Here is a 22,674-nt window from a genome sequence, read left to right as displayed (position 1 = left end):
TTCAGGTTATACCAGGCAGCGCCAACGCACCGCCGCCCCATCGCCCGAAATTGAGAATCGGGAGGATGACCGAACGGCATGCCGCAGCTATACTGTACATTCATACAGTATCAGGACACTGCCATGCCCTTGTACCAGTCCGATTCCATTCTGCTCGAAGCCCATTACTTCGGCGACGACACCGAATCCGTACGCCTGCGCTGCGGCAGCGTCTGCGTCAACGCCGGCGCCATCGTGGTCGACGGCATCGAGCCGCGCCAGCTGCAATCGCTGCGCTGGACGCCGGACTTCCTGTCGTTCGAGTCGCAAGGCATGCGCCACCGCTACCCGGTGAGCCGCCCGGCGCTGGTCGGTCCCGCGCAGGCGCGCTTCGCCCTGCTCTAAGCTACGCCCTCCGATTCCACCGATGCGCCGCGCGCCATGCCCCCATGCCAGACCTGAGCCCGACCGCCCGCCAGCTGATCCACGCACTCGACCTGCGGCCGCATCCGGAAGGCGGCTACTACCGAGAAACCTATCGCAGCGAGGAGCGCGTCGCATGCCAGGACGGACGCACGCGCGAGGCCTGCACCGCCATCCACTACATGCTTTGCGGCAACGACTATTCGGCCTGGCATCGCATCCGCTCCGACGAACTGTGGCACTACCACGCCGGCTCCCCGCTGGACGTGCACCGCATCGTCGACGGCACCATCGTCACGCAGCGCCTGGGCGACCCGCTGCGGCATCCCGGCGCAGCGTTCCAGGCGCTGGTGCCGGGTGGCCAGTGGTTTGCCGCCGAACGCGCGGACGCTGGCGACCCCGAGGACTTTGCGCTGGTCGGCTGCACCGTCGCGCCGGCCTTCCAGTTCAGCGAATTCGAACTGGCCAGCGCGGCGACGCTTGCCGGACTCGTGCGCGGACATGACATGCGGTGTCAGCGGCTGCTCCGATAGCGCCGCACAAAAAAACAGCCCGCCGCGGCGGGGTGCGGGCGGGCTGGTGAGTACAGCCCATCCAGTCTATGTGCACCTGCGTCGGCGCCATGCCCCGAGCATCCCGGTATCCGGGCGCTTTTTCTGATTTCCGGCCCGAGGGGTCACATGGCTAATGCCGCTACCGACAACTGCGCCGCAAAAGACACCGGCGCTGTCAGACGGTCACCGATACCGTCCGCGGGAAGCAGCGTGGAGACTAGGGCATCTTCCACCACGGAGGTGCGCCATGCCGGCCAAGAACATCCACGTCGTACCGCTCGACAACGGCTGGGCCATTGAATCCGAAGACGGCGCGGGCGGGCGCCAACTTTACGCGACGCAGGAAGACGCGATCGCCGCGGGCACCGAGAAAGCCCGGCAACTCCATGCAGAACTGCTCGTCCACGGCCGTGACGGCCGCATCCGGATGCGCAACAGCTTTGGCAACGACCCTCGCGATATCCAGGGCTGAACAGTCCACAGCGCGTCAGCCGCCGCTGGCGCGCTGCCCTTCCACACGCGCGCGCGTCGCGTAATAAGCAAGCACCAGCGATGCAGTCAGCGCCAGGCCGGCGACTGCCAAGGCGATGCATGTGGTGCCGACGATCCCGTTGCCCTTGTCGCTCATTGCTGCCTCCGTCGCGATGAAGTCCACTGTGCCACCACTATAGGTGCAACGGGCTGAATCGAAAAACGGCCATGGCTGCGCTCACGCGGAGACCACACTCGTTGCAGGCGCGAAGTAGCACGCGTCTGCCACCGGGACACGGAAATAAAAAAACCCGCTTGGCGATTTACCAAGCGGGTTTTTTTGTCTGGTCGGGGCGAGAGGATTTGAACCTCCGACCACCTGCACCCCATGCAGGTACGCTACCAGGCTGCGCTACGCCCCGAAGCAAAAGATTATAACAGAAGCATTTCTCGTATGACTAGCTCCTGACGTGGAAATTATCCGTCCTTCGCGATCTCGCGCAGCTGCGCCAGCAGGTGCTGCACGTCGACAAGGGCAGTGCGCAGGCCGGCGATGTCGACCGACAATACCGGCGCTTTTTCCCCGCCGGCTTCCATCGATTCCTGCGTTGCCGTGGCCGCGCTGTGATGACGCCCTTCGTCGAGGCGGTTGCGCGCGCCGTTAATGGTAAAGCCCTGCTCGTAGAGCAGCTCGCGGATGCGGCGGATCAGCAGGACTTCATGATGCTGGTAGTAGCGGCGGTTGCCGCGGCGCTTGACCGGCTTGAGCTGCGTGAACTCCTGTTCCCAGTAGCGCAGCACATGCGGCTTGACGGCGCAAAGCTCGCTCACCTCACCGATGGTGAAGTAGCGCTTGGCCGGGATCGGCGGCAACGCGATGCGGTCGCTGGGTTTGTCCGACATGCAGTGTGTAGACGAGCGTCAGGCCATGCCGGCCAGGTGGTTGGCGCGCGTCACGCGCGCGCCCAGAAGAATACCGATGCCGGCCTCGGGAAGCAATCCGCCGTTCGGGTGACGGGTCAGCCGGCGATGCCGGCGCGTTCTTCGACCAGGCCCTTGAGCTTCTGGCTGGCGTGGAACGTCACCACGCGGCGCGCGGTGATGGGGATGACTTCGCCGGTCTTGGGATTGCGGCCGGGCCGCTGCGGCTTGTCGCGCAACTGGAAGTTGCCGAAACCGGAAAGCTTGACGCTGTCGCCCTGCTCCAGCGCTTCGCGGATGACATCGAAGAAGGCCTCGACCATGTCCTTCGACTCACGCTTGTTCAGGCCCACCTGGTCGAACAGCATCTCGGCAAGCTCGGCCTTGGTCAGCGTGGGAACTTCGGTCGCGCGGGCGTCCGGCATTGCCTCGTCAAGGGAGGATGCCTGCCGGTCGCTCATCTCACCCAGTGCTGCAGCGGTCATGGAATTCGCGTCTCGATCATTCATGTCGATCGCTCGAGTGTCTGTCTGGCGATCCGCCCGGGGCAAGCCCGGGCGCCCTTTTTTATGGTGCTCCGTCGGTGCTGCCGACGAATCAGCCGCGCAACCGCGCCTGGAAGGCTTCGGCCACCGCGTCGACCATGCAGCGCACCGCGCTGTCGACGGTTTCGTCCTGTAGGGTCGACCCAGTATCTTGCAAGGTCACCCGGAACGCAAGGCTTTTCTCGTCCGCGCCAATGGCCGTGGAAGCGCCCTTGGGACGGAACTCGTCGAACAGCGCCAGGCCCTGGCAGAAGCGGCCGTAACCCTGTTTTTCCAGGGCCGCGCGCATGGTGTCGAGCAGGTCCTGCACGCGTACCGATTGCTTCACGACCACGGCCAGGTCACGCACGGCCGCGGGGAACTTGGAGATCTCGGTGTACGCCGGCAGGCCGGTAGCGCGCAGCGCGTCGAGCCGCAACTCGAACAGCACCGGCGCATGCGCCAGCTCATATTCCTGCAGCCAGCGCGGATGCAGTTCGCCGACCACGCCCACCGGCTCGCCGTCGAGCAGCACACGCGCGGCGCGGCCCGGATGCAGCGCGGGATGCGAGACCGGCTCGAAGCGCGGCACGCGCGGATGGAACAGCGCCTCGACATCGCCCTTCACATCGAAGAAGTCGACATTGCGCGTGGCGACGCCCCACTGCTCTTCGAACGCCGGGCCGTAGGCGATGCCCGCAGCCATCATCGGCTGGTCATAGCCGGCCACGGTCAGCCCGCCGTCCTTGACGCCGGCGTCGCGATGGAACACACGGCCCACCTCGAACAGGCGCACGCGCGCGGCCTTGCGATTGAGGTTGTAGCGCACCTTGTCGACCAGCCCGCCGATCAGCGTCGAGCGCATCACCGCCAGCTGGCTGGCGATCGGGTTGAGCAGGCGGATCGGCTGATCGTTGGCGGCAAAGTCGCGCTCCCACTTCTCTTCGACGAAGGCGAAGTTGATCACTTCCTGATAGTCGCGCGCCGCCACGGCGTGGCGCACCACGTGGGTCGAGCGGCCGGCTTCGTTGGTCGGGCGCATTTCGCTTTCGGCGACCGGCGGGCGCGCCGGGATGCGCTCGAAGCCGTAGATGCGCGCGACTTCCTCGATCAGGTCTTCTTCGATCTCGATGTCGAAGCGGTAGCTCGGCGGCGTGACCTCGAACACCTCGCCTTCGGCGCCCTGCGCACGCGTGAACGGCAGCTGCAGGCGCTGGAACACATCGGCGATGGCCGCCGGCGACAGCTCGATGCCGAGCACGCGCTCGGCGCGCGCCACGCGCAGGCTGACCGGTTTGCGCACCGGCAGGTTGACCACGTGGTCGTCCACCGGGCCGGCCTGGCCGCCGCAGATCGCGAGGATCAGCGCGGTGATGCGCTCGATATGCTCGACCGTGGTGGCGTAGTCAACGCCGCGCTCGAAACGATGTCCGGCGTCGGTCGAGAAGTTGTAGCGGCGGCTGCGGCCCTGGATCGCAGCCGGCCACCAGAATGCGGCCTCGAGGTAGATGTCGGTGGTGTCGAGCGTGACCGCGGTGCTGTCGCCGCCCATGATGCCGGCCAGGCTCTCGATCTCCTTGTCGTCGGCGATCACGCCGACCTGCTCGTCGACCTCGATGGTGTTGCCGTTCAGCAGCTTGATCTGCTCGCCCTTGCGGCCCCAGCGCACGTCCAGGCCGCCATGGATCTTGTGCAGGTCGAACACGTGCGACGGACGGCCCAGCTCCAGCATCACGTAGTTGGAGATATCGACCAGCGCCGACACGCTGCGCTGGCCCGAGCGCTCCAGCCGCTGCACCATCCACAGCGGCGTGGCGGCACGCGCGTTGACGCCGCGGATGATGCGCCCGGAAAAGCGGCCGCACAGGTCGGGGGCCGATACCTTGACCGGCAGCTTGTCCTGGATCGTCACCGGCACCGGCTGCATGTCGGGCAGGTTCAGCGCGGCGCCGGTCAGCGCCGACACCTCGCGCGCCACGCCGTGGATCGACAGGCAGTCGGCCTTGTTCGGCGTCAGCTTGATGACGAAGACCTGGTCGTCCAGGTCCAGGTACTGGCGAATGCACTGGCCGACCGGTGCGTCTTCCGGCAGCACCATCAGGCCGCCGTGGTCTTCCGACAGCTTCAGTTCGCGCGCCGAGCACAGCATGCCGTAGCTGTCGACACCACGCAGCTTGCCGACCTTGATCTCGAACGGCTTGCCGCCGTCCTCTGCCGGCGGCAGCGCGGCCCCGACCAGTGCGCACGGCACCTTGATGCCGGGCTTGACGTTGGGCGCGCCGCACACGATCTGCAGGGTTCCACCGGTGCCGGCATCGACCTGGCACACGTTGAGGCGGTCGGCGTTGGGATGGCGCTCGGTCGACAGCACGTGCGCAACCACCACCTTGTCGAACGGCGGCGCGACCGGGCCCACCTCTTCCACTTCCAGGCCGGCCATGGTCAGGCTGTGCGACAGTGCGTCGGTGGAGATCTTTTCAGGGTTGGCGAAGGTGCGAAGCCAGGATTCCGAGAATTGCATGGCGCTTCTGATCCGGTAAGTATTCGGTGTAGTCGGTGACGAGTTTTGACGATGCGCCGCTCAGGCGAACTGGCGCAGGAAGCGCACATCGCCCTCGAAGAACAGGCGCAGGTCGTTGATGCCATAGCGCAGCATGGTCAGGCGCTCGAGGCCGGAGCCGAACGCGAAACCGATATAGCGCTCGGGATCGAGGCCCATGTTGCGCAGCACGTTCGGATGCACCTGGCCCGAACCGGAGATTTCCAGCCACTTGCCATTGCCGAAGGCCATGTCGATTTCCGCCGACGGCTCGGTGAACGGGAAGTACGACGGACGGAAGCGCACCTGGATGTCATCGCGCTCGAAGAACTTGCGCAGGAAATCGGTGTACACGCCCTTCAGGTCGGCAAAGCTGACGTCCTCGCCGATCCACAGGCCTTCGACCTGGTTGAACATCGGCGAGTGCGTGGCGTCGCTGTCGACGCGGTAGGTACGGCCCGGGCAGATCACCTTGATCGGCGGCATCGCCTTGCCCGCGTACTTTTCCACGTGCATCTTGGCGTAGCGCACCTGCATCGGGCTGGTGTGCGTGCGCAGCAGCAGGAGCTTGTCGTCGCTGTCGCGGCCGTCGACGTAGAACGTGTCCTGCATCGAACGCGCCGGATGGTTGTCCGGGTTGTTCAGCGCGGTGAAGTTCATCCAGTCGGTTTCGATCTCGGGGCCGTCGGCCACGTCGAAGCCGATCGAGCCGAAGATCTGCTCGACGCGCTCCCAGGTGCGCATCACCGGATGCAGGCTGCCGCGCGCCACCGCGCGGCCCGGCAGCGTGACGTCGATGGCCTCGGCGGCCAGGCGCGCGTTCATCAGCGCATCGGCCAGCGCCTGGCGGCGCGCCTGCAGCGCGGCTTCCACCTGCTGCTTGACCTGGTTGATGCGCGCGCCCTCGCTCTTGCGGGTCTCCGGGTCGAGCTTGCCGAGGCCCTTGAGCAGTTCGGTCAGCGCGCCGGTCTTGCCCAGGAAGCGGGCCTTTTCGTTTTCCAGCGTGGCGTTGTCATTGGCGGCGGCGAAAGCGGCCTGGGCGTCAGCGACGATTTGGTCCAGATCCTGAGACATGGCGGCGGTCGTGGAGTGTTCTGGCGTCGGCGGAACCCTGTCGCGAAACAAGGCCGGCCCGACGTGGGTTGGCACTTCGTGCGGTATGCGTTTCCGGATGCAGTCTCGTCAAGCAACGCAAAACGGCATCCGGAACCGCAAATAAAAACGGGGCTCGATGAGGAGCCCCGTTTCAGCAGACCTTGCGGTCAGCGGTCGACCTTGCGGTCGGTGCTTGCCCGGCAGCGCTTGCGCGCTACCGGAGCCGGCATCAGGCAACGGTGGCTTTCACCTGGTTGACGATGGCGGCAAAGGCAGGCTTGTCGTGAATAGCCATGTCCGACAGCACCTTGCGGTCCAGTTCAATCGAGGCCTTCTTCAGACCGTTCATGAACACGCTGTAGGTCATGCCATGCTCACGCGTCGCGGCATTGATACGCGCAATCCACAGAGCGCGGAACACGCGCTTCTTGTTGCGGCGATCGCGGTACGCGTACTGGCCAGCACGCATGACCGCCTGCTTGGCGATGCGATAGACATTATTGCGACGGCCGCGGTAACCCTTGGCAGCGTCGATAACCTTCTTGTGACGGGCCCGTGCAGTGACCCCACGCTTTACTCGAGGCATGTAATTCTCCTTTCGTTGTCGTCAGGGGTTATGCGTAAGGCATCATCGCGCGCACCGACTTCAGATTCGTCTCATGGACGTCCTGAGTACCGCGCAGTTGACGCTTGTTCTTGGTGGTCTTCTTGGTCAGGATGTGACGCTTGAAGGCCTGGCCACGCTTGAACGAACCGTTCGGACGGGCAGTAAAGCGCTTGGAAGCGCTTTTCTTCGTCTTCATCTTCGGCATGAAAAACTCCAGCTCATATGACATGCATGCAGGTGGACGGCTTACGCCGACGCTTGCAAGACCCGCATCCACTTGTTGTTGCACGATGGTCCTTGCGGACCCCGCGCGACTTCCGCACGAAGCAGCGCCGGGATGACTGGCATCCCGGCCGCCGCACCGCGCAGGAATTACTTCTTCTTCTTGGGGGCGAGCACCATCACCATCTGGCGCCCTTCCATCTTCGGCATCTGCTCGACCTGGCCGATCTCTTCCAGGTCCGCCTTCAGGCGTTCGAGCATGCGCGCGCCGATTTCCTGGTGGGCCATCTCGCGACCACGGAACCGCAGCGTGATCTTGGTCTTGTCGCCATCTTCCAGGAAGCGCTTCAGGTTGCGCAGCTTGACGTTGTAGTCGCCATCATCCGTACCCGGCCGGAACTTGACTTCCTTGACCTGGATGATCTTCTGCTTCAGCTTGGCCTCGTGGGCGCGCTTGGCTTCCTCGTACTTGAACTTCCCGTAATCCATGATCCGGGCGACGGGCGGAGTCGCGTTGGGGGCGATCTCCACCAGGTCCAAGTCCTTGTCCTCAGCCAGCCGCAGAGCGTCCATGAACTTGACGATGCCGAGCTGCTCGTTATCAACCCCTACCAGGCGCAGTTCAGGCGCGCTGATTTCCCGGTTGATGCGATGACCTTTGTCCGTAGCGATGTTGCGTTACCTCAAGAAGACAAAAAAACAAGCCGTGCTCACCACCCTCAGGCTTTGCTGGCGACGTCGTGTTGCAGACGCTCAGCAAACGCGGAGACAGGCATCACACCCAGATCCACGTTGCCACGGGCACGCACGGCCACTTGATTGGCATCCCGCTCCTTGTCACCCACTACCAGCAGGTAGGGGACCTTTTGAAGCGAATGCTCGCGGATTTTATACGTAATTTTCTCGTTACGCAAATCGGCCTTGGCCCTAAACCCTTGTTTTTGCAGCAATTGCACGACGCTTTCGGCGTATTCTGCCTGCGAATCCGCAATATTCATCACCACCACCTGGTCCGGGGCCAGCCAGGCCGGCAGCGCACCGGCGTGGTTTTCCAGCAGGATGCCCAGGAAGCGCTCGAACGAGCCCAGGATGGCGCGATGGAGCATCACCGGGCGCTTGCGCGAGTTGTCCTCGGAGACGTACTCGGCATCCAGGCGCTCGGGCAGTACCAGGTCCAGTTGCAGCGTGCCGCACTGCCACGAGCGGCCGATCGCGTCCTTGATGTGGTATTCCACCTTCGGGCCGTAGAAGGCGCCCTCGCCGGGCAGCTCCTCCCAATCCACGCCGCAGGCGCGCAGCGCCAGGCGCAGGCCTTCCTCGGCATGGTCCCAGATCTCGTCCGAGCCGGCGCGCTGGTCCGGGCGCAGCGACAGCTTGACCTTCACATCCTTGAAGCCGAAGTCGTCATAGACCGAGAACGCCAGTTCGTTGAAGGCCTTGGCCTCGGCGACGATCTGCTCTTCCGTGCAGAAGATATGCGCATCGTCCTGCACAAAGCCGCGCACGCGCATCAGCCCGTGCAGCGCGCCGGACGGCTCGTTGCGATGGCAGGCACCGAACTCGGCCAGGCGCAGCGGCAGGTCGCGGTACGAGCGCAGGCCGTGGTTGAAGATCTGCACATGGCCCGGGCAATTCATCGGCTTGATCGCGTAGTCGCGCTTCTCCGACTCCGTGACGAACATGTTCTCCTTGTAGTTCTGCCAGTGGCCTGACTTCTCCCACAGCGAACGATCCATCACCTGGGGCGTGCGCACCTCGTCATAGCCGGCTTCCGTCAGGCGGCCGCGCATGTACTGCTCGACGGCCTGCCACACCTGCCAGCCCTTGGGGTGCCAGAACACCATGCCGGGCGCCTCTTCCTGCAGGTGGAACAGGTCCAGCGTCTTGCCCAGCTTGCGGTGGTCGCGCTTCTCGGCCTCTTCCAGCATGTGCAGGTAGGCTTCCTGGTCTTCCTTCTTCGCCCATGCCGTGCCGTAGATGCGCTGGAGCATCTCGTTATTGGCATCGCCGCGCCAGTAGGCGCCGGCTACCTTCATCAGCTTGAAGACCTTGAGCTTGCCCGTCGACGGCACGTGCGGCCCGCGGCACAGGTCGACGAAATTGCCTTCGCGGTACAGGCCGATTTCCTGGTCGGCCGGAATCGAGCCGATGATCTCGGCCTTGTACTTCTCGCCCATCGACTCGAACAGCGCCACCGCCTCATCGCGGTTCCACACTTCGCGCGTGACTTTTTCGTCCTTGCGGGCCAGTTCCGTCATCTTCTTCTCGATGGCGGCGAGGTCTTCCGGCGTGAAGGGGCGCTTGTAGGCGAAGTCGTAGTAGAAGCCGTTCTCGATCACTGGCCCGATCGTCACCTGCGCGTCCGGGTACAGCTCCTTGACGGCATAGGCCAGCAAGTGCGCCGTGGAGTGGCGGATCACATCGACGCCGTCGGCATCCTTGTCCGTGACGATGGCCAGTTCCGCATCGCGCCCGATCCTGTAGCTGGTGTCGACCAGTTGGCCATCCACCTTGCCGGCCAGCGCGGCCTTGGCCAGGCCGGCGCCGATGCTCTGCGCCACTTCGGCAACCGTCACCGGGCCGGGAAACTCGCGGCGGGACCCGTCCGGCAGCGTGATTGCGATCATTTCGACTCTCCAGGTTCCGCCGGCGGCGCCTTGCACCTCGCCTGAGCGGATCAAACTGCATCTTGTGGCACCGGCCCGCATGCCTGCGTGCTGGCGATCTGTTCTTGGCTGCCCCGCCCTGCCGCGCGGGAAGGCGGCAGCTTATCAGGGCTGCTGGCAAGCGACGGACGAAAAAAAACGCGGCCAAGGCCGCGTTTCTCTTTGTCAAACCCGATCCAACCGGGCCGAAGGCGCACCTCGACTACTGTCGCTTGCCAGCGGTAGTAGTTCGCGGTGTCATAACCATGATGCGCTTCCGTTCCGTATGGGGTTGAATCGGACTTGCTTTACTTCTTTCTACTGCAATTCGTTGGTAGGCTCGATTGGACTCGAACCAACGACCCCCACCATGTCAAGGTGGTGCTCTAACCAGCTGAGCTACGAGCCTAGCGAAGCCGCAAGTATAGCATCACTTTCTTTTCGCCTGCAACACCCCCTGGACTTCCTCGATCAGCAGCAGCGCCCGCTGCAGCTGCGTGGCCTCGGAGACCTCGGCGGTGAACTGCATGCGCGCCACGCCCTTGCTGGATAGCGTCTTGACCCCGGTGACGTTGATCTTCTCGCGCGACAGCACTTCGGAGATGTCGCGCAGCAAGCCTTGCCGGTCGATGGCCTCGACCTGGATATCGACCGGATAGACCGCGGCGTGGCTTTTCTTGCCCCACTCGGTCTGGATCACCCGCTCCGGCGCGCGCGCCGACAGTTGCTGGAAGGTATGGCAGTTGCGGCGATGGATCGACACCCCGCGCCCGCGCGTGACAAAGCCGACGATCTCGTCGGGCGGCGCCGGCTTGCAGCAGCGCGACATCTGCGTCATCAGCGAATCGACGCCCACCACCAGCACGCCGCTCTTGGCGCCGCGCGCCACGCTGGTGGCGCGGCTCTTCTTGGTGACGGCGTCTTCCTCGCTCAGCGGCGCCTGCACCTCGCCCTCGGGGTGGCGCAGCGCGTGCTCCACATGGCGCAGGCTGAACTCGTCCTTGGCCACCGCGGCGAACAGTTCGTCGGGGGTCTTGAAGCCCAGCCGCGTCGCCAGGTCTTCCAGCTTGACCGCGGTCTTGCCTTCGCGCTGCAGCGTCTTGTCGATCAGCGCGCGGCCCTGAGCGATGGTTTCCTGCGAGTCCAACGCGTTGAACCACGCGCGCACCTTGGCGCGCGCGCGGCTGCTGGCGAGGTAGCCGAGGTCGGCATTCAGCCAGTCGCGCGACGGCCCGCCCTGCTTGACCGCGATGATCTCGACGGTCTGGCCGTTCTTGAGCGGCGTGTTCAGCGGCACCATGGTGCCGTCCACGCGCGCGCCGCGGCAGCGGTGGCCGAGGTCGCTGTGCAGGTAGTAGGCGAAATCCACCGCGGTCGCGCCCTGCGGCAGCGCCACCACGCGCGCCTGCGGCGTCAGCACGTAGATGTGGTCGTCGATCGCGGCGTGCTTGATCTGTTCCCACGATTCGTCGTGCGCCACGCTGTGGTCGGCATCGTCCTTCCACGCCAGCAGCTGGCGCAGCCAGGCGATCTTTTCGTCGTAGCGCTCGCTGGCGGAGAACTGCCCGGCATAGCCGCGGCTGCCCGCCTCCTTGTAGCGCCAGTGCGCCGCCACGCCATATTCGGCGAAGTGGTGCATCTCGTGGGTGCGGATCTGCACCTCGAAGGCGCGCCCGTCGTCGCCGATCACCACCGTGTGCAGCGACTTGTAGCCGTTGGCCTTGGGCCGCGAGATGTAGTCGTCGAACTCGCGCGGGATCGGCTGCCAGATATGGTGGACGATGCCGAGCACCGTATAGCAGTCCTTGATATCGTCGACGATCACGCGGAAGGCGCGCACATCGTACAGGTCGGCAAAATCAAGCTCCTTGCCGCGCATCTTCTTCCAGATGCTGTAGATGTGCTTGGGCCGGCCGCTCACCTCGGCGCGGATGCCGGCGGTGGCCAGTTCGGACTGCAGCCGCGCGATCGCGCCGGCGATATAGCCTTCGCGCTCGATGCGCTTTTCATCCAGCAGCCTGGCGATGCGCTTGTAGGTATCGGGCTGCTCGAAGCGGAACGCCAGGTCTTCCAGTTCCCACTTCATCTGCCAGATGCCCAGGCGGTTGGCCAGCGGCGCGTAGATGTCGAGCGTTTCGCGCGCCACGCCGGGCAGCGGCGACTGCTTGGTTTCAGCCAGCCAGCGCAGCGTCTGCAGCCGCGAGGCCAGCCGCACCAGCACCACGCGGATGTCCTGCGCAAACGCCAGCAACATCTTGCGCAGCGCCTCGACCTGCTCGTGGCGCGCCTGGGCTTCGTTCTTCGACGGCGCGGCCGACTCCACCTCAGGGCGATTGCCGGCGATGGCGCCGATGCGCAGCAGCTGCCGCACGCCGTTGACCAGCCGCGCCACTTCCTCGCCGAAGCGCGGCTCGATCTCGGCCTCGGTCTCGGGCACGAATGCCGCCAGCCCGAACAGGCACGCTGCCGCGCGCGCGGAATCGTCCACGCGCAGGCCGTCGAGGATGCGCAGCATCCCCTGCGCGTGCGACTGCACGTTCTCGCCGGTGGGCAGCGCCACGCCGGCGCCGTGCTCGCGCACGTACGCCAGTGCGCGCTCGACCAGCTCGGTATCCGGAATGCCCGCGACCCGGCCAGCCAGGTCGGTCGACGTCACCATGTCACAGCGCCTGCATCAGTTGAGCGCAGCGGTCACCACCACTTCGATCAGGTAATCGGGATTGGCCAGGCGGGCTTCGACGGTGGCGCGCGGCGGCGTGTTGCCTTGCGGCACCCAGGCATCCCAGACCTCGTTCATCTCGCCGATCAAATCGATGTTGGTCAGGAAGATCTGGCACGACAGGATGCGGGTCTTGTCGCTGCCGGCCTCGGCCAGCAGGCGGTCGATATGGCCCAGCACCTCGCGCGTCTGGCCGCGGATGTCGGCCTTGGGATCGACCTCGGGCACCTGGCCAGCCAGGTACACCACGCCGTTGTAGACCGCGTATTCGGACAAGCGCTTGCCGACGTGGGCGCGCTTCAGTTCAGGAAGACTCATGGCAATGCGTAACTCGATAAAAACAGCCGGATGGCAACCTGGCCGCAACAGGGCGCGCTCAGGCGCCGGTAAAGAACTGGCGCACGATCGCGATCTGCGCCGGATCGACAAAGGTGGGGGCGTGACCCACATCGGGCACTTCCACCGAACTCACATGCCTGCCGCGCGCCACCATCTCGGCCACGGTCTCGCGCAGCAGCAGGTCGGACTGCGCGCCGCGCACCACCAGCACCGGGGCCTCGATGGCTTCGAAGCTGCGCCACAGCGCGGCTTCGCCGGCGGCGATGGCCTCGGGCGTGGATTTGCGGAACGGCACCGCCAGCTGCGGATCGTAATGCAAGCCCCATTCCAGGCCGTCGGCGCCCTGCACCGGCTTCAGGATGGCGGCGTTGAGCTCGCGCCACTGCTCGGCGCTGTGGCGCCCGAACGAGGCGCTGATGGTCTGCAGGTACGCCAGCCCTTCCTCGAAGGTCTTGAAGCGCACCGGCAGGCCCAGGTAGGCACCGATGCGCTCGACCGCCGAGGGAGCGATCCGGGGACCGACGTCATTGAGCAGCAGCTTGCGCACCGGCGACTTCGGCAGGCCGGCAAGGCCCATGCCGATCAGGCCGCCCATCGAGGTGCCGAACCAGTCCACCTGCTCGACGTTGAGCCGCGCGATCAGCGTGACCATGTCGGACACGTACTGCGGCACGATGTAGCTGTCCGGATTGGCCAGCCATTCCGAGCGGCCGCGTCCGGCCACGTCTGGGCATACCACGCGATAGTCACCGCACAGCGCGCTGGCGACGGCGTCGAAGTCGCGCCCGGTGCGCGTCAGGCCGTGCGCGCACACCAGCACGCGCGGATTGGCGGGGTCGCCCCACTCGTGGTAGGCCATGCGGTGCAGGCCCGCGGGACTGATGCACTGGACGAAACCGAGACGCGGACTGGCAGACATCTGGACTCCCTGGCAAACCGGACGCAAGGCGCCAGCAGGCGCCGCGGCCGGAAGTTGAGCAAAGCTGGATTGTACGCCGCAGCGGGTACAATGCCACAGCACAGTGTCCGCGCCCCGCGCGCGGGGCGCGCACCGCCACGGCGCGCGCCGCCCATCCGGCGGCTGTCCTGTCGTGGCGTTCCCTTTCTCTCGACGGAGGCTTACATGCTCAACGGCAAGACCGCCCTGGTGACTGGCTCGACCAGCGGCATCGGGCTCGGCATCGCAAAGGCGCTGGCGGCGCAGGGCGCCCACATCATCGTCAACGGCTTTGGTGACGCGGACGCCGCAAAGAGCGAGATCGCGCAGGCCGGCCAGGGGATCCGCGTCGGCTACCACGGCGCCGACATGAGCAAGGCGGCCGAGATCGAAGACATGATGCGCTACGCCCAGGCCGACTTCGGCGGCGCCGACATCCTGGTCAACAATGCTGGCATCCAGCACGTCGCGGCCATCGAGGACTTCCCGCCCGAGCGCTGGGACGCGATCATCGCCATCAACCTTACCTCGGCCTTCCATACCACGCGCCTGGCGCTGCCGGGCATGAAGCAGAAGAACTGGGGGCGCATCATCAATGTCGCCTCGACCCACGGGCTGGTGGCATCGGCGCAGAAATCGGCCTATGTGGCGGCCAAGCACGGCATCGTCGGCTTCACCAAGGTCACAGCGCTGGAAACCGCGCAGACCGGCGTGACCGCCAACGCGATCTGCCCGGGCTGGGTGCTGACGCCGCTGGTGCAGAAGCAGGTCGAAGCCCGCGCGCAGAAGGAAGGCATCCCGGTCGAGCAGGCCAAGCGCGAGCTGGTGCTGGAGAAGCAGCCCTCGGGTCAGTTCGTGACGCCCGACGAGCTGGGCGCGCTGGCCGTGTTCCTGTCGTCCGAAGCCGCCCGCCAGGTGCGCGGCGCGATCTGGAACATGGATGGCGGCTGGGTGGCGCAGTAAGGTGCCGCATCCGGGCGCCACAAAGGAGCAAGAAGCCATGATGCAACGACGACGTTTCCTCGGGACCCTGGGCGCGCTCGCGCTCGGCACGCTCGCCGTGGGCGTGCTTGGACCCGCGGCGGATGCGTTCGCGCAGGCGAAGCCGCTGGCCATCGACGTCTACAAGAGCCCGCTGTGCGGCTGCTGCGAGGAATGGGTCAAGCACCTGCGCGCCAACGGCTTCACCGTGACGGTGCACGACGTCGAGGATACCGGCGAATACCGCAAGCGCTTCGGCATGCCGGAGCGCTTCGGCTCCTGCCACACCGGCCATATCGCCGGCTATGCGATCGAGGGCCACGTGCCCGCCGCCGATATCCGCAAACTGCTGGCCGCCAAACCCAGGGCGGTCGGGCTGGCGGTGCCGGGCATGCCGGTCGGCTCGCCGGGCATGGAACAGGGACCGCGCAAGGATCCCTTCGACGTGCTGCTGGTCAAGGCCGACGGCGCCGCCTCGGTGTTCAGCCGCCACAACAAGCCGGCGGCCTGACGTGCCGCCGCGCCGGATGCGCCGCGGCGCATCCGGCCATGCCCTACTCCCCTGCCAGGCGCCGCAGCGCCGACTCGACCTCCCGCCACACCGCCTCGGTCTCGCCCTCGGTGCATTCGCCGTGCTGGCGCTTGACCGCGCCCAGCCGGTTCAGCACCAGGTGCTGGTCCGGCACCACGCCCGCGTTGGCCAGGCACGCCTGCACGCAAGCCAGCGGGCACCCGTCCAGCGCCAGGATCGGCCGGCCCGATCGCGCCACCCGCGTCAGCGCCGGCACGCCGCCGCCCACCCCGCTGATGCACGACATCTCCGCGCGGCCGCTGCGGTCCAGCCGCACCGCGCAGGCATTGGCCAGCTGCGCCACGCTGGAGCAGCCGGAGCAGGCGTAGACCAGTGGCAGGGATCGGGTGGGGGAAGCGGGCATCGCGCACCTTCCATCAAATCGGTTCATCGCAGGGGGCAACGCCCCTACGGAAAGCGGCCAGCTTAGTGGCAAGGCCAGTAGCCCGGCCATTCGCCGAAAGAGCTAGCAGCCTCGTTCACACGACATAGGTCGAAGCACCACCCGCCCCCTGTGGCGGACTGAAGCCTGACTCAAATCAAGTCTTGCGTTTCCGGCGGCGCTGGTTTATACCAGTTCAGGTATATTACCTGGATGCCAGCCAAGGAAAAACCACTCTTCTGGATCGGGAGCAGCAAGAAGGACCTGACGGCGCTTCCGCTCGACGTGCGGAGGTTTTTCGGCCATGCCCTGCATTTTGCCCAGCGTGGAGAGCGACATGATGCGGCGAAGACTCTAAAAGGTTTTGGCAGCGCCGGGGTGCTCGAAATACTCGAGGACGACGCTGCCGGCACGTACCGCGCCGTCTATACCGTGAAATTTGCTGAAGCGGTGTTCGTCCTTCACTGCTTCCAGAAGAAGAGCAAACGCGGCATTGCCACGCCGAAGGCAGACATCGAAATCATTGGCGCCAGGCTGAAGGTCGCCGAAGCGCTGGCATGGGAGTTACGACATGGCAAAACGCAGGATTGACGGCATCGAGGTCGAGGCCAGCTCCGGCAACGTGTTTGCCGACCTGGGCGTCCCGGAGGCCGACAAGCTCCGGATCAAGTCCGGACTGGCCATCGAGATCACGCGAGCCGTACGCAGCCTTGGCCTGACCCAGGAAGAAGCGGCCCACCGCATGGGCATCCCGCAACCGAAGGTCTCCGGACTGCTTCGCGGCGACTTCGCCAACCTGTCGGAGCGCAAGCTGATGGACTGCCTGAACCGGCTTGGGTACGACATCGAAATCACGGTCAGCCCCGCGCCGGAGCCGATCGGCCACCTCACGCTCAAAGTAGCCTGAAAACAAGAACCCCCTGCAAGCGCATAGCTTGCAGGGGGTTGCTGATGTCGGCGTGCGCCCGAACCTGCTTACAGCAGCGGCGCCCCCGTCTTCGCCTGGATTTCCTCGCGGCTGACGCCCGGCGCGGTCTCCACCAGCTTGAGGCCGTCCGCGGTCACGTCGATCACGCCCAGGTCGGTGATGATGCGGTTGACCACGCCCACGCCGGTCAGCGGCAGGTTGCACTGCTTCAGGATCTTGAGGTCCTCGGTGCCGTCCTTTTTCTTGGCGGTGTGTTCCATCAGCACCACCACGCGGCCGACGCCGGCGACCAGGTCCATCGCGCCGCCCATGCCCTTGACCATCTTGCCGGGGATCATCCAGTTGGCCAGGTCGCCCTTCTCGCTGACCTGCATCGCGCCCAGGATGGCCAGGTTGATGTGGCCGCCGCGGATCATCGCGAACGAGTCGGCCGACGAGAAGATCGACGAGCCCGGCAGCGTGGTCACGGTCTGCTTGCCGGCATTGATCATGTCGGCGTCGACCTCGGCTTCGGTCGGGAACGGGCCGATGCCGAGCAGGCCGTTCTCGGATTGCAGCCAAACTTCCATGCCTTCGGGCACCCAGTTGGCTACCAGCGTCGGCAGCCCGATGCCCAGGTTGACGTAGAAACCGTCCTGCAGCTCGGCCGCGGCGCGCGCGGCCATTTCGTCACGTGTCCATGCCATGATGGGTCTCCTTAGCTGGCCGCGCGCACGGTGCGCTGCTCGATGCGTTTCTCGGGGTTGGCGTTGAGCACCAGGCGCTGCACGAAGATGCCGGCCAGGTGGATCTCGTCCGGATCCAGCTCGCCGGTCTCGACGATCTGCTCGACCTCGGCCACGGTGACCTTGCCCGCCATGGCGCACATCGGGTTGAAGTTGCGCGCGGTGCGGCGGAACACCAGGTTGCCGGCCTTGTCGGCCTTCCAGGCCTTGACCAGCGCGACGTCGGCGGTCAGCGAACGCTCCATCACGTACTTTTCGCCGTCGAATTCGCGGATTTCCTTGCCTTCCGCGACGATGGTGCCGACACCGGTCTTGGTGAAGAAGGCCGGGATGCCCGAGCCGCCGGCGCGCAGTTTTTCGGCCAGCGTGCCTTGCGGGGTGAATTCCAGCTCCAGTTCGCCGGCCAGGTACTGGCGCTCGAACTCCTTGTTCTCGCCCACGTAGGACGAGATCATCTTCTTGATCTGGCGCGTGGCCAGCAGCAGGCCCAGGCCGAAGCCGTCGACGCCGGCGTTGTTGGAGATGCAGGTCAGCTGCTTGGCGCCGCTGTCGCGCAGCGCGCCGATCAGCGCCTCGGGGATGCCGCACAGGCCGAAACCGCCCACGGCGATCGTCTGGCCGTCGCGGACGACGCCTGCAAGCGCTTCTGCGGCGCTGGCGTAGACCTTGTTCATGCTTCGCTCCTTCCTCGGTAGTCCCTGTCGATCTCCCCGCCGGCGGGTAGTGCGGCGGGCGACGCAAGGAAATTGTAACGGTACAATCGGCAACGGGCGGTCGGCCGTCGCCGTAACGCGTCCGACCGACAGCATACGCAAGCACAGCCGGCTACGCCATTACGTAAAAATACATAAGCAGATGCCCGCCATCGACTACCAGACCGCCTTCCAGCTCGCCCCCGTGGGCCTGGTGCTGTCACGCGAGCGCGTGATCGAGGATTGCAACGAAGAGGTCTGCCGCATCTTCGGCACCACGCGCGAGGCCCTGCTGGGCCAGTCGTTCCAGGTGCTCTACCCCACCGCCGACGAGTTCGAGCGCACCGGCGCGCGCATCGCGCCGATCATGGGCAAGCGGGGCATGTATTCGGACGAGCGCATCATGAAGCGCGCCGGCGGGGAGCTGTTCTGGTGCCACGTCACCGGCCGCGCACTGGACCGGGCGCAGCCGCTCGGCGCCGGCATCTGGACCTTCGAGGACTTGTCGCAAAAGCGCCAGGTCACCGCCGAACTGACCGCGCGCGAACGCGAGATCGCGGCGCAGCTGGTGGAAGGCAAGACCAGCAAGCAGATCGGCAAGCTGCTGGCGATCAGCCCGCGCACGGTCGATATCTATCGGGCGCGGCTGATGAAGAAGTATGGGGCGAGTACGTCGGTGGATCTGGTGCAGCGGCTGGTGGCTCACTGACACTGAAAAACAATCACCCTTCGATGATCGCCCGAATCTCCGCCGGCACCGGCACCGATTTCTCCGCCGCATAATCGCACCACACCACCTTGGCGCCCCCCTCGGCCCACACCACCTCCGGCAGGTCGGTGCGCCGGATTTCCATGCGCGTCTCGAAGCTGGTGCGCCCCAGCTGTCCCGCATACACGCGGCATTCGATCTGGCCCGGATAGCGCAGCTGCTTCAGGAAGGTCATATGCGCGTTGATGATGACCGGCCCCTGCCCGTTCGCATCCTTGCCGCCGCGGCCCAGCGACGCGAACCACTCGATGCGCGCCTGCTCCAGGTACTGGAAATAGACGGTGTTGTTGACATGGCCCATCGCATCCATGTCGCCCCACCGGATCGGCATGACCACCGTGTAGACGTGTTTCATCGAAGCCTCCAATGCAACAGGCCCGCCGACACTGGCGGGCCTGCTTCATGACTTAGCGCTTGGCAATCGCGCCTTCGGCCTTGGTGACAAGGTCGGCGCCGATCTGCTTCTTCCACTTGTCGTAGACCTTGGCGGTCGCCTTGCGGAAGGCGTCGTGCTCGGCCGGCGTCAGGTGCGTGACCTTGACGCCGTGGGCTTCCATCTCCTTCCACGCGGGCGCACCGGCCTCGGCCAGGCCCTTGCGGGCCAGCGCGATTTCCTGCTTGCCGGCGTCGATGGCGGCCTGCTTGACGATCTCGCGGTCGGCCGGGGTCCAGCTTTCCCAGATCTGCTTGTTGACCACGAAAATCAGCGGGTCAGCCACGTAGCCCCAGGTGGTCACGAACTTCTGGCCCACCGTGTACAGCTTGGCAGCGGCGAACACCGATTGCGGGTTCTCCTGCCCGTCGACCGCGCCCGAGGCCATCGCCGGCTGCGCGTCGGCCCAGCTCATCTGGGTCGGGTTGGCGCCCAGCGCGTTGAAGGTCTCGATATAGAGCGGCGAACCCACCACGCGCAGCTTCATGCCCTTGAGGTCTTCCGGCTTGCGGATTTCGCGCTTGGAGTTCGACACCTCGCGGAAGCCGTTCTCGCCCCAGGCCAGCGGCACCACGCCGGCCTTCTCCAGCGTGGCGAAGATCGACTTGCCGACCTCGCCCTGCGTCAGCGCGTCCAGTGCCTTGTAGTCGGGCATCAGGAACGGCAGCGAGAACAGGTTCAGTTCCTTGACCTGCGGCGACCAGTTGATGGTCGAGCCCACCGCCATGTCGATCACGCCCTGGCGGATCGCCGAGAACTCGCGGGTCTGGTCGCCGGCCACCAGCGAGGTGCCCGGGTACAGCTTGATGTTGATGCGGCCGTTGGTGCGCTGCTTGACCAGGTCGGCCCAGATCTCGCCGCCCTTGCCCCACGGGAAGGCCGGGCCGAGCACCAGCGACATCTTGTACTCGGACTTGTAGGTCTGGGCCATCGCACCGGCGGGCGCGAAGGCGGAAGCGGCCAGGGCGGCGGCCGTGGCGAGCATCAGGGCACGACGTTTCATTTCATCTCCTCAGGGGAAAAGCGTCAGGTTCTTGTTGGTGAATGCAAAATCAAGACAACAGCGATCAATAGCCAAGGTACTCCGGCAACCACGTCGCCAGCGGCGGATAGGCCAGCACCATCAGCATGGCGACAAACATCGCCAGCAGCATCCAGATCACCCAGGGCACGGTTTCCTCCATGCGCACGCGCGCGATCCGGCACGACACCATCAGGTTCACGGCCAGCGGCGGCGTGAACTGGCCCAGCGCCACCTTCAGCGTCAGCACCACGCCGAACCACACCGGGTTCCACTGGAAGGCATTGGCGATCGGCAGCAGCAGCGGCACGAAGATCAGGAAGATCGAGATGCCGTCGAGGAACATGCCCACCGTCATCAGCAGCAGCACGATCAGCGCCAGCACGCCGTACTCGCCCAGCCCGGAGGTGGCGATCGCCTGCGCCAGCGGGTCGATCACGCCGAGCGTCGACAGCGCATAGGCGAAGATGCCGGCCAGCGCCACCACCAGCAGGATCACCGCCGAGGTTTCGGCCGCCTCCTGGAAGATCGTGAACAGGTCGCGCATGCCGATGCTGCGGTACACCACCATGCCGACGAAGAGACCATAGACCACCGCCACCACGGCGGCCTCGGTCGGCGTGAACCAGCCGGCGCGCATGCCGCCCAGGATCAGGAACGGCGCCACCAGGCCCCACGCGGCCTCGCGCAGGCTCTTCCAGAACGGCGGGCGCGGCAGCGCGGCTTCGGCGGCGCCCATGTTGTGCTTGCGCGCCAGCCACACCGCCGGCACGATCAGCGCGATGCCCGCGAGCACGCCCGGGATCATGCCGGCCGCGAACAGCGCCGGCACCGATGCGCCCGGCACCAGCACGCTGTAGATGATGAACGCCACCGACGGCGGGATCAGGATGTCGGTCGCGGCCGCCGCGCCGACCACCGCGGCGCTGTACGAGCCGGGATAGCCCGCGCGCGACATCGCCGCGATCATCACGCCGCCGACCGCGGCCGCGTTGGCCGGGCCCGAACCGGAAATGCCGCCGAGGAACATCGCCACCAGGATCGCCACCAGCGGCAGCATGCCCGGACCGCGGCCGACGACGGCGATGGCAAAGGTCACCAGCCGCTGGGCCACGCCGGAGCGGTCGAAGATCGAGCCCACCAGCACGAACATCGGGATCGCCAGCAGCGGATACTTGGCCAGCCCCGCATAGAAGTTCTGCGGCACGGCCAGCAGGCCGAACATCTGCGTGTCGAGATTGGACAGGCCGATCGCGACCAGGCCGCCCAGGCCCAGCGACACGCCGATGGGCACGCCCAGCAGCATCAGGCCGATGAAGACCACGAACAGGATGATGGCAACCAGCGTCATTTCGCACGCTCCGTCGCCGACCGGCTCTGTTCATGCAGCGCCTTGAGCGCGCGCACGTTGCGCGCCATCAGCGCCAGCGCGCGCAGCGCAATGCCCGCCGACAGCACCGGCAGCCAGATCGAGTACCACCAGCTTGGCACGCCGATGCCGGGCGAGGTCTCGCCGAAGGTGTATTCGTCCCAGGTGATGCGCGCACCCAGCACCGCCAGCGCGATAAACATCACCGCCACCGCCAGCGCCGACAGGACCGCCAGCCTGCGCTGCCGTGCCGCGCTGCCGCGCTCGAAGAAGAATTCGATGCGGATATTGCGGTCGCGCGCCACCGCCGCGCTGCCGGCCACCAGCGCCAGCACGATCATCAGGAACACCGAGAATTCCTCGGTCCAGGCGAACGACTCGTCGGTGAAATAGCGGACCACCACGTTGGCGAAGGTGATGCCGACCAGCAGCACCATCACGATCACGCCAATCCAGTCCTCGATGCGGGGCGATACCCGGAATTCAGCGTCCTGCGCTTCGTCGGCGGCCTGCGGGATCACCGCGGAATCGACGACGTGTTGCGGCACGGCGTTGCGCCGTGCCTCTGGTTGTTGCTCCATCTCCCCGGCCTCCGGTCCAGGGCCGCTCGGGCCATGCGGCCACCGCGGCGTTCTCGCTTTGTATGTAAAGACTTAATCTGCAGACATGGCGGATTATGCCAAGACTGGCCTGCCACGCACGAAATTTCTGAAGTTTGACGCGTACTGACGACGGCGCGCCCAAGGGGACCGGATAAGCCCAGGGTTGGCGCTCGGGCATCTCGCGGCGCTTTTGGCGCGTGGGCGGGATGCGGGGGACTGCGCCCCC

At 65.8% G+C, this 22,674-nt stretch carries 27 protein-coding genes and 2 tRNA genes; 8 read left to right on the top strand and 21 right to left on the bottom strand.

The genetic code is table 11. The features are described from left to right. The first annotated feature begins 123 nt into the window (after positions 1–123). The 3 genes from AC3FMM_RS15610 (at position 124) to AC3FMM_RS15600 (ending at position 1,428) form a co-directional block, all read left to right on the top strand. The gene (locus tag AC3FMM_RS15610) at positions 124–384 is read left to right on the top strand and encodes a hypothetical protein (protein ID WP_111519746.1); all 261 of its coding nucleotides are present in this window, start codon (positions 124–126) and stop codon (positions 382–384) included. A gap of 44 nt (positions 385–428) precedes the next feature. Beyond that, a complete protein-coding gene (locus AC3FMM_RS15605; protein WP_116312409.1) occupies positions 429–935 on the top strand; it encodes a cupin domain-containing protein in 507 nt (168 codons plus the stop codon). 268 nt (positions 936–1,203) lie between these two features. Then, a complete protein-coding gene (locus AC3FMM_RS15600; protein WP_092313567.1) occupies positions 1,204–1,428 on the top strand; it encodes a DUF2188 domain-containing protein in 225 nt (74 codons plus the stop codon). 15 nt (positions 1,429–1,443) lie between these two features. On the opposite strand, the gene AC3FMM_RS15595 is transcribed toward AC3FMM_RS15600, so the two are convergent. The 14 genes from AC3FMM_RS15595 to AC3FMM_RS15530 form a co-directional block, all read right to left on the bottom strand. After that, complete coding sequence (locus AC3FMM_RS15595) at positions 1,444–1,584, bottom strand: hypothetical protein (RefSeq protein WP_154676077.1); 141 nt, start codon at positions 1,582–1,584, stop codon at positions 1,444–1,446. A gap of 188 nt (positions 1,585–1,772) precedes the next feature. Beyond that, positions 1,773–1,849 (bottom strand) — tRNA-Pro (locus AC3FMM_RS15590). 55 nt (positions 1,850–1,904) lie between these two features. Continuing rightward, on the bottom strand, positions 1,905–2,330 hold the full coding sequence (locus AC3FMM_RS15585) for a MerR family transcriptional regulator (RefSeq protein ID WP_115709049.1): 426 nt from the start codon (positions 2,328–2,330) through the stop codon (positions 1,905–1,907). Between the two features lie 116 nt (positions 2,331–2,446). Beyond that, a complete protein-coding gene (locus AC3FMM_RS15580) occupies positions 2,447–2,857 on the bottom strand; it encodes an integration host factor subunit alpha (RefSeq protein WP_111519743.1) in 411 nt (136 codons plus the stop codon). 88 nt (positions 2,858–2,945) lie between these two features. After that, a complete protein-coding gene (gene pheT / locus AC3FMM_RS15575; protein ID WP_488686906.1) occupies positions 2,946–5,393 on the bottom strand; it encodes a phenylalanine--tRNA ligase subunit beta in 2,448 nt (815 codons plus the stop codon). 60 nt (positions 5,394–5,453) lie between these two features. After that, positions 5,454–6,485: a phenylalanine--tRNA ligase subunit alpha gene (gene pheS / locus AC3FMM_RS15570; protein ID WP_029047729.1), complete on the bottom strand. Its 1,032-nt coding sequence runs from the start codon at positions 6,483–6,485 to the stop codon at positions 5,454–5,456. A gap of 250 nt (positions 6,486–6,735) precedes the next feature. After that, on the bottom strand, positions 6,736–7,092 hold the full coding sequence (gene rplT, locus AC3FMM_RS15565; RefSeq protein WP_008650487.1) for a 50S ribosomal protein L20: 357 nt from the start codon (positions 7,090–7,092) through the stop codon (positions 6,736–6,738). Between the two features lie 28 nt (positions 7,093–7,120). Then, entirely contained in the window at positions 7,121–7,318 is a 198-nt protein-coding gene (gene rpmI, locus AC3FMM_RS15560; RefSeq protein ID WP_006575466.1) for a 50S ribosomal protein L35, read from the bottom strand. A gap of 167 nt (positions 7,319–7,485) precedes the next feature. Further along, on the bottom strand, positions 7,486–8,007 hold the full coding sequence (infC, locus tag AC3FMM_RS15555) for a translation initiation factor IF-3 (RefSeq protein WP_081479471.1): 522 nt from the start codon (positions 8,005–8,007) through the stop codon (positions 7,486–7,488). 47 nt (positions 8,008–8,054) lie between these two features. Next, on the bottom strand, positions 8,055–9,962 hold the full coding sequence (gene thrS / locus AC3FMM_RS15550) for a threonine--tRNA ligase (RefSeq protein ID WP_115709045.1): 1,908 nt from the start codon (positions 9,960–9,962) through the stop codon (positions 8,055–8,057). 350 nt (positions 9,963–10,312) lie between these two features. After that, positions 10,313–10,389: transfer RNA gene (locus AC3FMM_RS15545), tRNA-Val, on the bottom strand. Between the two features lie 21 nt (positions 10,390–10,410). Next, the gene (locus AC3FMM_RS15540; protein ID WP_115709043.1) at positions 10,411–12,639 is read right to left on the bottom strand and encodes a RelA/SpoT family protein; all 2,229 of its coding nucleotides are present in this window, start codon (positions 12,637–12,639) and stop codon (positions 10,411–10,413) included. 15 nt (positions 12,640–12,654) lie between these two features. Continuing rightward, positions 12,655–13,017, bottom strand: coding sequence for a RidA family protein (locus tag AC3FMM_RS15535; RefSeq protein ID WP_012352549.1), 363 nt, complete (start codon positions 13,015–13,017; stop codon positions 12,655–12,657). 58 nt (positions 13,018–13,075) lie between these two features. Then, the gene (locus AC3FMM_RS15530; protein ID WP_326346838.1) at positions 13,076–13,957 is read right to left on the bottom strand and encodes an alpha/beta fold hydrolase; all 882 of its coding nucleotides are present in this window, start codon (positions 13,955–13,957) and stop codon (positions 13,076–13,078) included. 204 nt (positions 13,958–14,161) lie between these two features. Here AC3FMM_RS15530 and AC3FMM_RS15525 point away from each other — a divergent pair, with 204 nt between their 5' ends. Together AC3FMM_RS15525 and AC3FMM_RS15520 are read left to right on the top strand one after the other, a co-directional pair. Further along, the gene (locus tag AC3FMM_RS15525; protein ID WP_115679988.1) at positions 14,162–14,938 is read left to right on the top strand and encodes a 3-hydroxybutyrate dehydrogenase; all 777 of its coding nucleotides are present in this window, start codon (positions 14,162–14,164) and stop codon (positions 14,936–14,938) included. Between the two features lie 37 nt (positions 14,939–14,975). After that, a complete protein-coding gene (locus AC3FMM_RS15520) occupies positions 14,976–15,467 on the top strand; it encodes a DUF411 domain-containing protein (RefSeq protein WP_326346837.1) in 492 nt (163 codons plus the stop codon). 43 nt (positions 15,468–15,510) lie between these two features. Here AC3FMM_RS15520 and AC3FMM_RS15515 read toward each other — a convergent pair whose 3' ends face one another. Beyond that, on the bottom strand, positions 15,511–15,891 hold the full coding sequence (locus AC3FMM_RS15515; RefSeq protein ID WP_414247898.1) for a putative zinc-binding protein: 381 nt from the start codon (positions 15,889–15,891) through the stop codon (positions 15,511–15,513). A 231-nt stretch (positions 15,892–16,122) separates the two neighbouring features. On the opposite strand from AC3FMM_RS15515, the gene AC3FMM_RS15510 reads away from it, so the two are divergent. Together AC3FMM_RS15510 and AC3FMM_RS15505 are read left to right on the top strand one after the other, a co-directional pair. Continuing rightward, complete coding sequence (locus AC3FMM_RS15510) at positions 16,123–16,500, top strand: type II toxin-antitoxin system RelE/ParE family toxin (RefSeq protein WP_115679985.1); 378 nt, start codon at positions 16,123–16,125, stop codon at positions 16,498–16,500. Then, positions 16,481–16,816, top strand: a complete 336-nt coding sequence (locus AC3FMM_RS15505) for a helix-turn-helix domain-containing protein (RefSeq protein ID WP_115679984.1) — start codon at positions 16,481–16,483, stop codon at positions 16,814–16,816. The genes AC3FMM_RS15510 and AC3FMM_RS15505 overlap by 20 nt, the downstream gene beginning before the upstream one ends. Positions 16,817–16,884: 68 nt before the next feature. Here the strand turns inward: AC3FMM_RS15505 and AC3FMM_RS15500 are convergent, their stop codons facing one another. Then, positions 16,885–17,523: a CoA transferase subunit B gene (locus tag AC3FMM_RS15500; protein ID WP_018006816.1), complete on the bottom strand. Its 639-nt coding sequence runs from the start codon at positions 17,521–17,523 to the stop codon at positions 16,885–16,887. Positions 17,524–17,534: 11 nt separating this feature from the next. Next, positions 17,535–18,236: a CoA transferase subunit A gene (locus tag AC3FMM_RS15495; protein ID WP_012352543.1), complete on the bottom strand. Its 702-nt coding sequence runs from the start codon at positions 18,234–18,236 to the stop codon at positions 17,535–17,537. A 181-nt stretch (positions 18,237–18,417) separates the two neighbouring features. Here AC3FMM_RS15495 and AC3FMM_RS15490 point away from each other — a divergent pair, with 181 nt between their 5' ends. Continuing rightward, positions 18,418–18,963, top strand: a complete 546-nt coding sequence (locus tag AC3FMM_RS15490; protein ID WP_092313615.1) for a PAS and helix-turn-helix domain-containing protein — start codon at positions 18,418–18,420, stop codon at positions 18,961–18,963. A gap of 13 nt (positions 18,964–18,976) precedes the next feature. On the opposite strand, the gene AC3FMM_RS15485 is transcribed toward AC3FMM_RS15490, so the two are convergent. From AC3FMM_RS15485 to AC3FMM_RS15470, 4 genes are all read right to left on the bottom strand, one after another. Next, positions 18,977–19,378, bottom strand: a complete 402-nt coding sequence (locus AC3FMM_RS15485) for an acyl-CoA thioesterase (RefSeq protein ID WP_115679983.1) — start codon at positions 19,376–19,378, stop codon at positions 18,977–18,979. A 52-nt stretch (positions 19,379–19,430) separates the two neighbouring features. Next, positions 19,431–20,459 carry a DctP family TRAP transporter solute-binding subunit gene (locus AC3FMM_RS15480; RefSeq protein ID WP_488686905.1) on the bottom strand — a complete coding sequence of 343 codons (1,029 nt, stop codon included), beginning with the start codon at positions 20,457–20,459 and terminating at the stop codon, positions 19,431–19,433. A gap of 64 nt (positions 20,460–20,523) precedes the next feature. Continuing rightward, positions 20,524–21,828 carry a TRAP transporter large permease gene (locus AC3FMM_RS15475; RefSeq protein WP_172581733.1) on the bottom strand — a complete coding sequence of 435 codons (1,305 nt, stop codon included), beginning with the start codon at positions 21,826–21,828 and terminating at the stop codon, positions 20,524–20,526. After that, entirely contained in the window at positions 21,825–22,427 is a 603-nt protein-coding gene (locus AC3FMM_RS15470; RefSeq protein WP_115709034.1) for a TRAP transporter small permease, read from the bottom strand. Before AC3FMM_RS15470 ends, AC3FMM_RS15475 begins: the two co-directional genes overlap by 4 nt. Between the last annotated feature and the right edge of the window lie 247 nt (positions 22,428–22,674).

The organism is Cupriavidus sp. 207A1 (assembly GCF_057798955.1).
Note: the sequence above shows the minus strand (reverse complement) of the source record. Positions and strands in the feature narration are given on the sequence as shown.

Coding starts and splice junctions, on each gene's coding strand:
- AC3FMM_RS15525 (WP_115679988.1), top strand. CDS start 14,162: ATGCTCAACGGCAAGACCGCCCTGGTGACTGGCTCGACCAGCGGCATC.
- AC3FMM_RS15530 (WP_326346838.1), bottom strand. CDS start 13,957: ATGTCTGCCAGTCCGCGTCTCGGTTTCGTCCAGTGCATCAGTCCCGCG.
- AC3FMM_RS15485 (WP_115679983.1), bottom strand. CDS start 19,378: ATGAAACACGTCTACACGGTGGTCATGCCGATCCGGTGGGGCGACATG.
- AC3FMM_RS15535 (WP_012352549.1), bottom strand. CDS start 13,017: ATGAGTCTTCCTGAACTGAAGCGCGCCCACGTCGGCAAGCGCTTGTCC.
- thrS (WP_115709045.1), bottom strand. CDS start 9,962: ATGATCGCAATCACGCTGCCGGACGGGTCCCGCCGCGAGTTTCCCGGC.
- AC3FMM_RS15490 (WP_092313615.1), top strand. CDS start 18,418: ATGCCCGCCATCGACTACCAGACCGCCTTCCAGCTCGCCCCCGTGGGC.
- AC3FMM_RS15585 (WP_115709049.1), bottom strand. CDS start 2,330: ATGTCGGACAAACCCAGCGACCGCATCGCGTTGCCGCCGATCCCGGCC.
- AC3FMM_RS15480 (WP_488686905.1), bottom strand. CDS start 20,459: ATGAAACGTCGTGCCCTGATGCTCGCCACGGCCGCCGCCCTGGCCGCT.
- AC3FMM_RS15605 (WP_116312409.1), top strand. CDS start 429: ATGCCAGACCTGAGCCCGACCGCCCGCCAGCTGATCCACGCACTCGAC.
- AC3FMM_RS15505 (WP_115679984.1), top strand. CDS start 16,481: ATGGCAAAACGCAGGATTGACGGCATCGAGGTCGAGGCCAGCTCCGGC.
- AC3FMM_RS15540 (WP_115709043.1), bottom strand. CDS start 12,639: ATGGTGACGTCGACCGACCTGGCTGGCCGGGTCGCGGGCATTCCGGAT.
- AC3FMM_RS15610 (WP_111519746.1), top strand. CDS start 124: ATGCCCTTGTACCAGTCCGATTCCATTCTGCTCGAAGCCCATTACTTC.
- AC3FMM_RS15515 (WP_414247898.1), bottom strand. CDS start 15,891: ATGCCCGCTTCCCCCACCCGATCCCTGCCACTGGTCTACGCCTGCTCC.
- pheT (WP_488686906.1), bottom strand. CDS start 5,393: ATGCAATTCTCGGAATCCTGGCTTCGCACCTTCGCCAACCCTGAAAAG.
- AC3FMM_RS15580 (WP_111519743.1), bottom strand. CDS start 2,857: ATGAATGATCGAGACGCGAATTCCATGACCGCTGCAGCACTGGGTGAG.
- AC3FMM_RS15510 (WP_115679985.1), top strand. CDS start 16,123: ATGCCAGCCAAGGAAAAACCACTCTTCTGGATCGGGAGCAGCAAGAAG.
- rplT (WP_008650487.1), bottom strand. CDS start 7,092: ATGCCTCGAGTAAAGCGTGGGGTCACTGCACGGGCCCGTCACAAGAAG.
- rpmI (WP_006575466.1), bottom strand. CDS start 7,318: ATGCCGAAGATGAAGACGAAGAAAAGCGCTTCCAAGCGCTTTACTGCC.
- AC3FMM_RS15500 (WP_018006816.1), bottom strand. CDS start 17,523: ATGGCATGGACACGTGACGAAATGGCCGCGCGCGCCGCGGCCGAGCTG.
- AC3FMM_RS15595 (WP_154676077.1), bottom strand. CDS start 1,584: ATGAGCGACAAGGGCAACGGGATCGTCGGCACCACATGCATCGCCTTG.
- AC3FMM_RS15520 (WP_326346837.1), top strand. CDS start 14,976: ATGATGCAACGACGACGTTTCCTCGGGACCCTGGGCGCGCTCGCGCTC.
- AC3FMM_RS15470 (WP_115709034.1), bottom strand. CDS start 22,427: ATGGAGCAACAACCAGAGGCACGGCGCAACGCCGTGCCGCAACACGTC.
- pheS (WP_029047729.1), bottom strand. CDS start 6,485: ATGTCTCAGGATCTGGACCAAATCGTCGCTGACGCCCAGGCCGCTTTC.
- AC3FMM_RS15600 (WP_092313567.1), top strand. CDS start 1,204: ATGCCGGCCAAGAACATCCACGTCGTACCGCTCGACAACGGCTGGGCC.
- AC3FMM_RS15495 (WP_012352543.1), bottom strand. CDS start 18,236: ATGAACAAGGTCTACGCCAGCGCCGCAGAAGCGCTTGCAGGCGTCGTC.
- AC3FMM_RS15475 (WP_172581733.1), bottom strand. CDS start 21,828: ATGACGCTGGTTGCCATCATCCTGTTCGTGGTCTTCATCGGCCTGATG.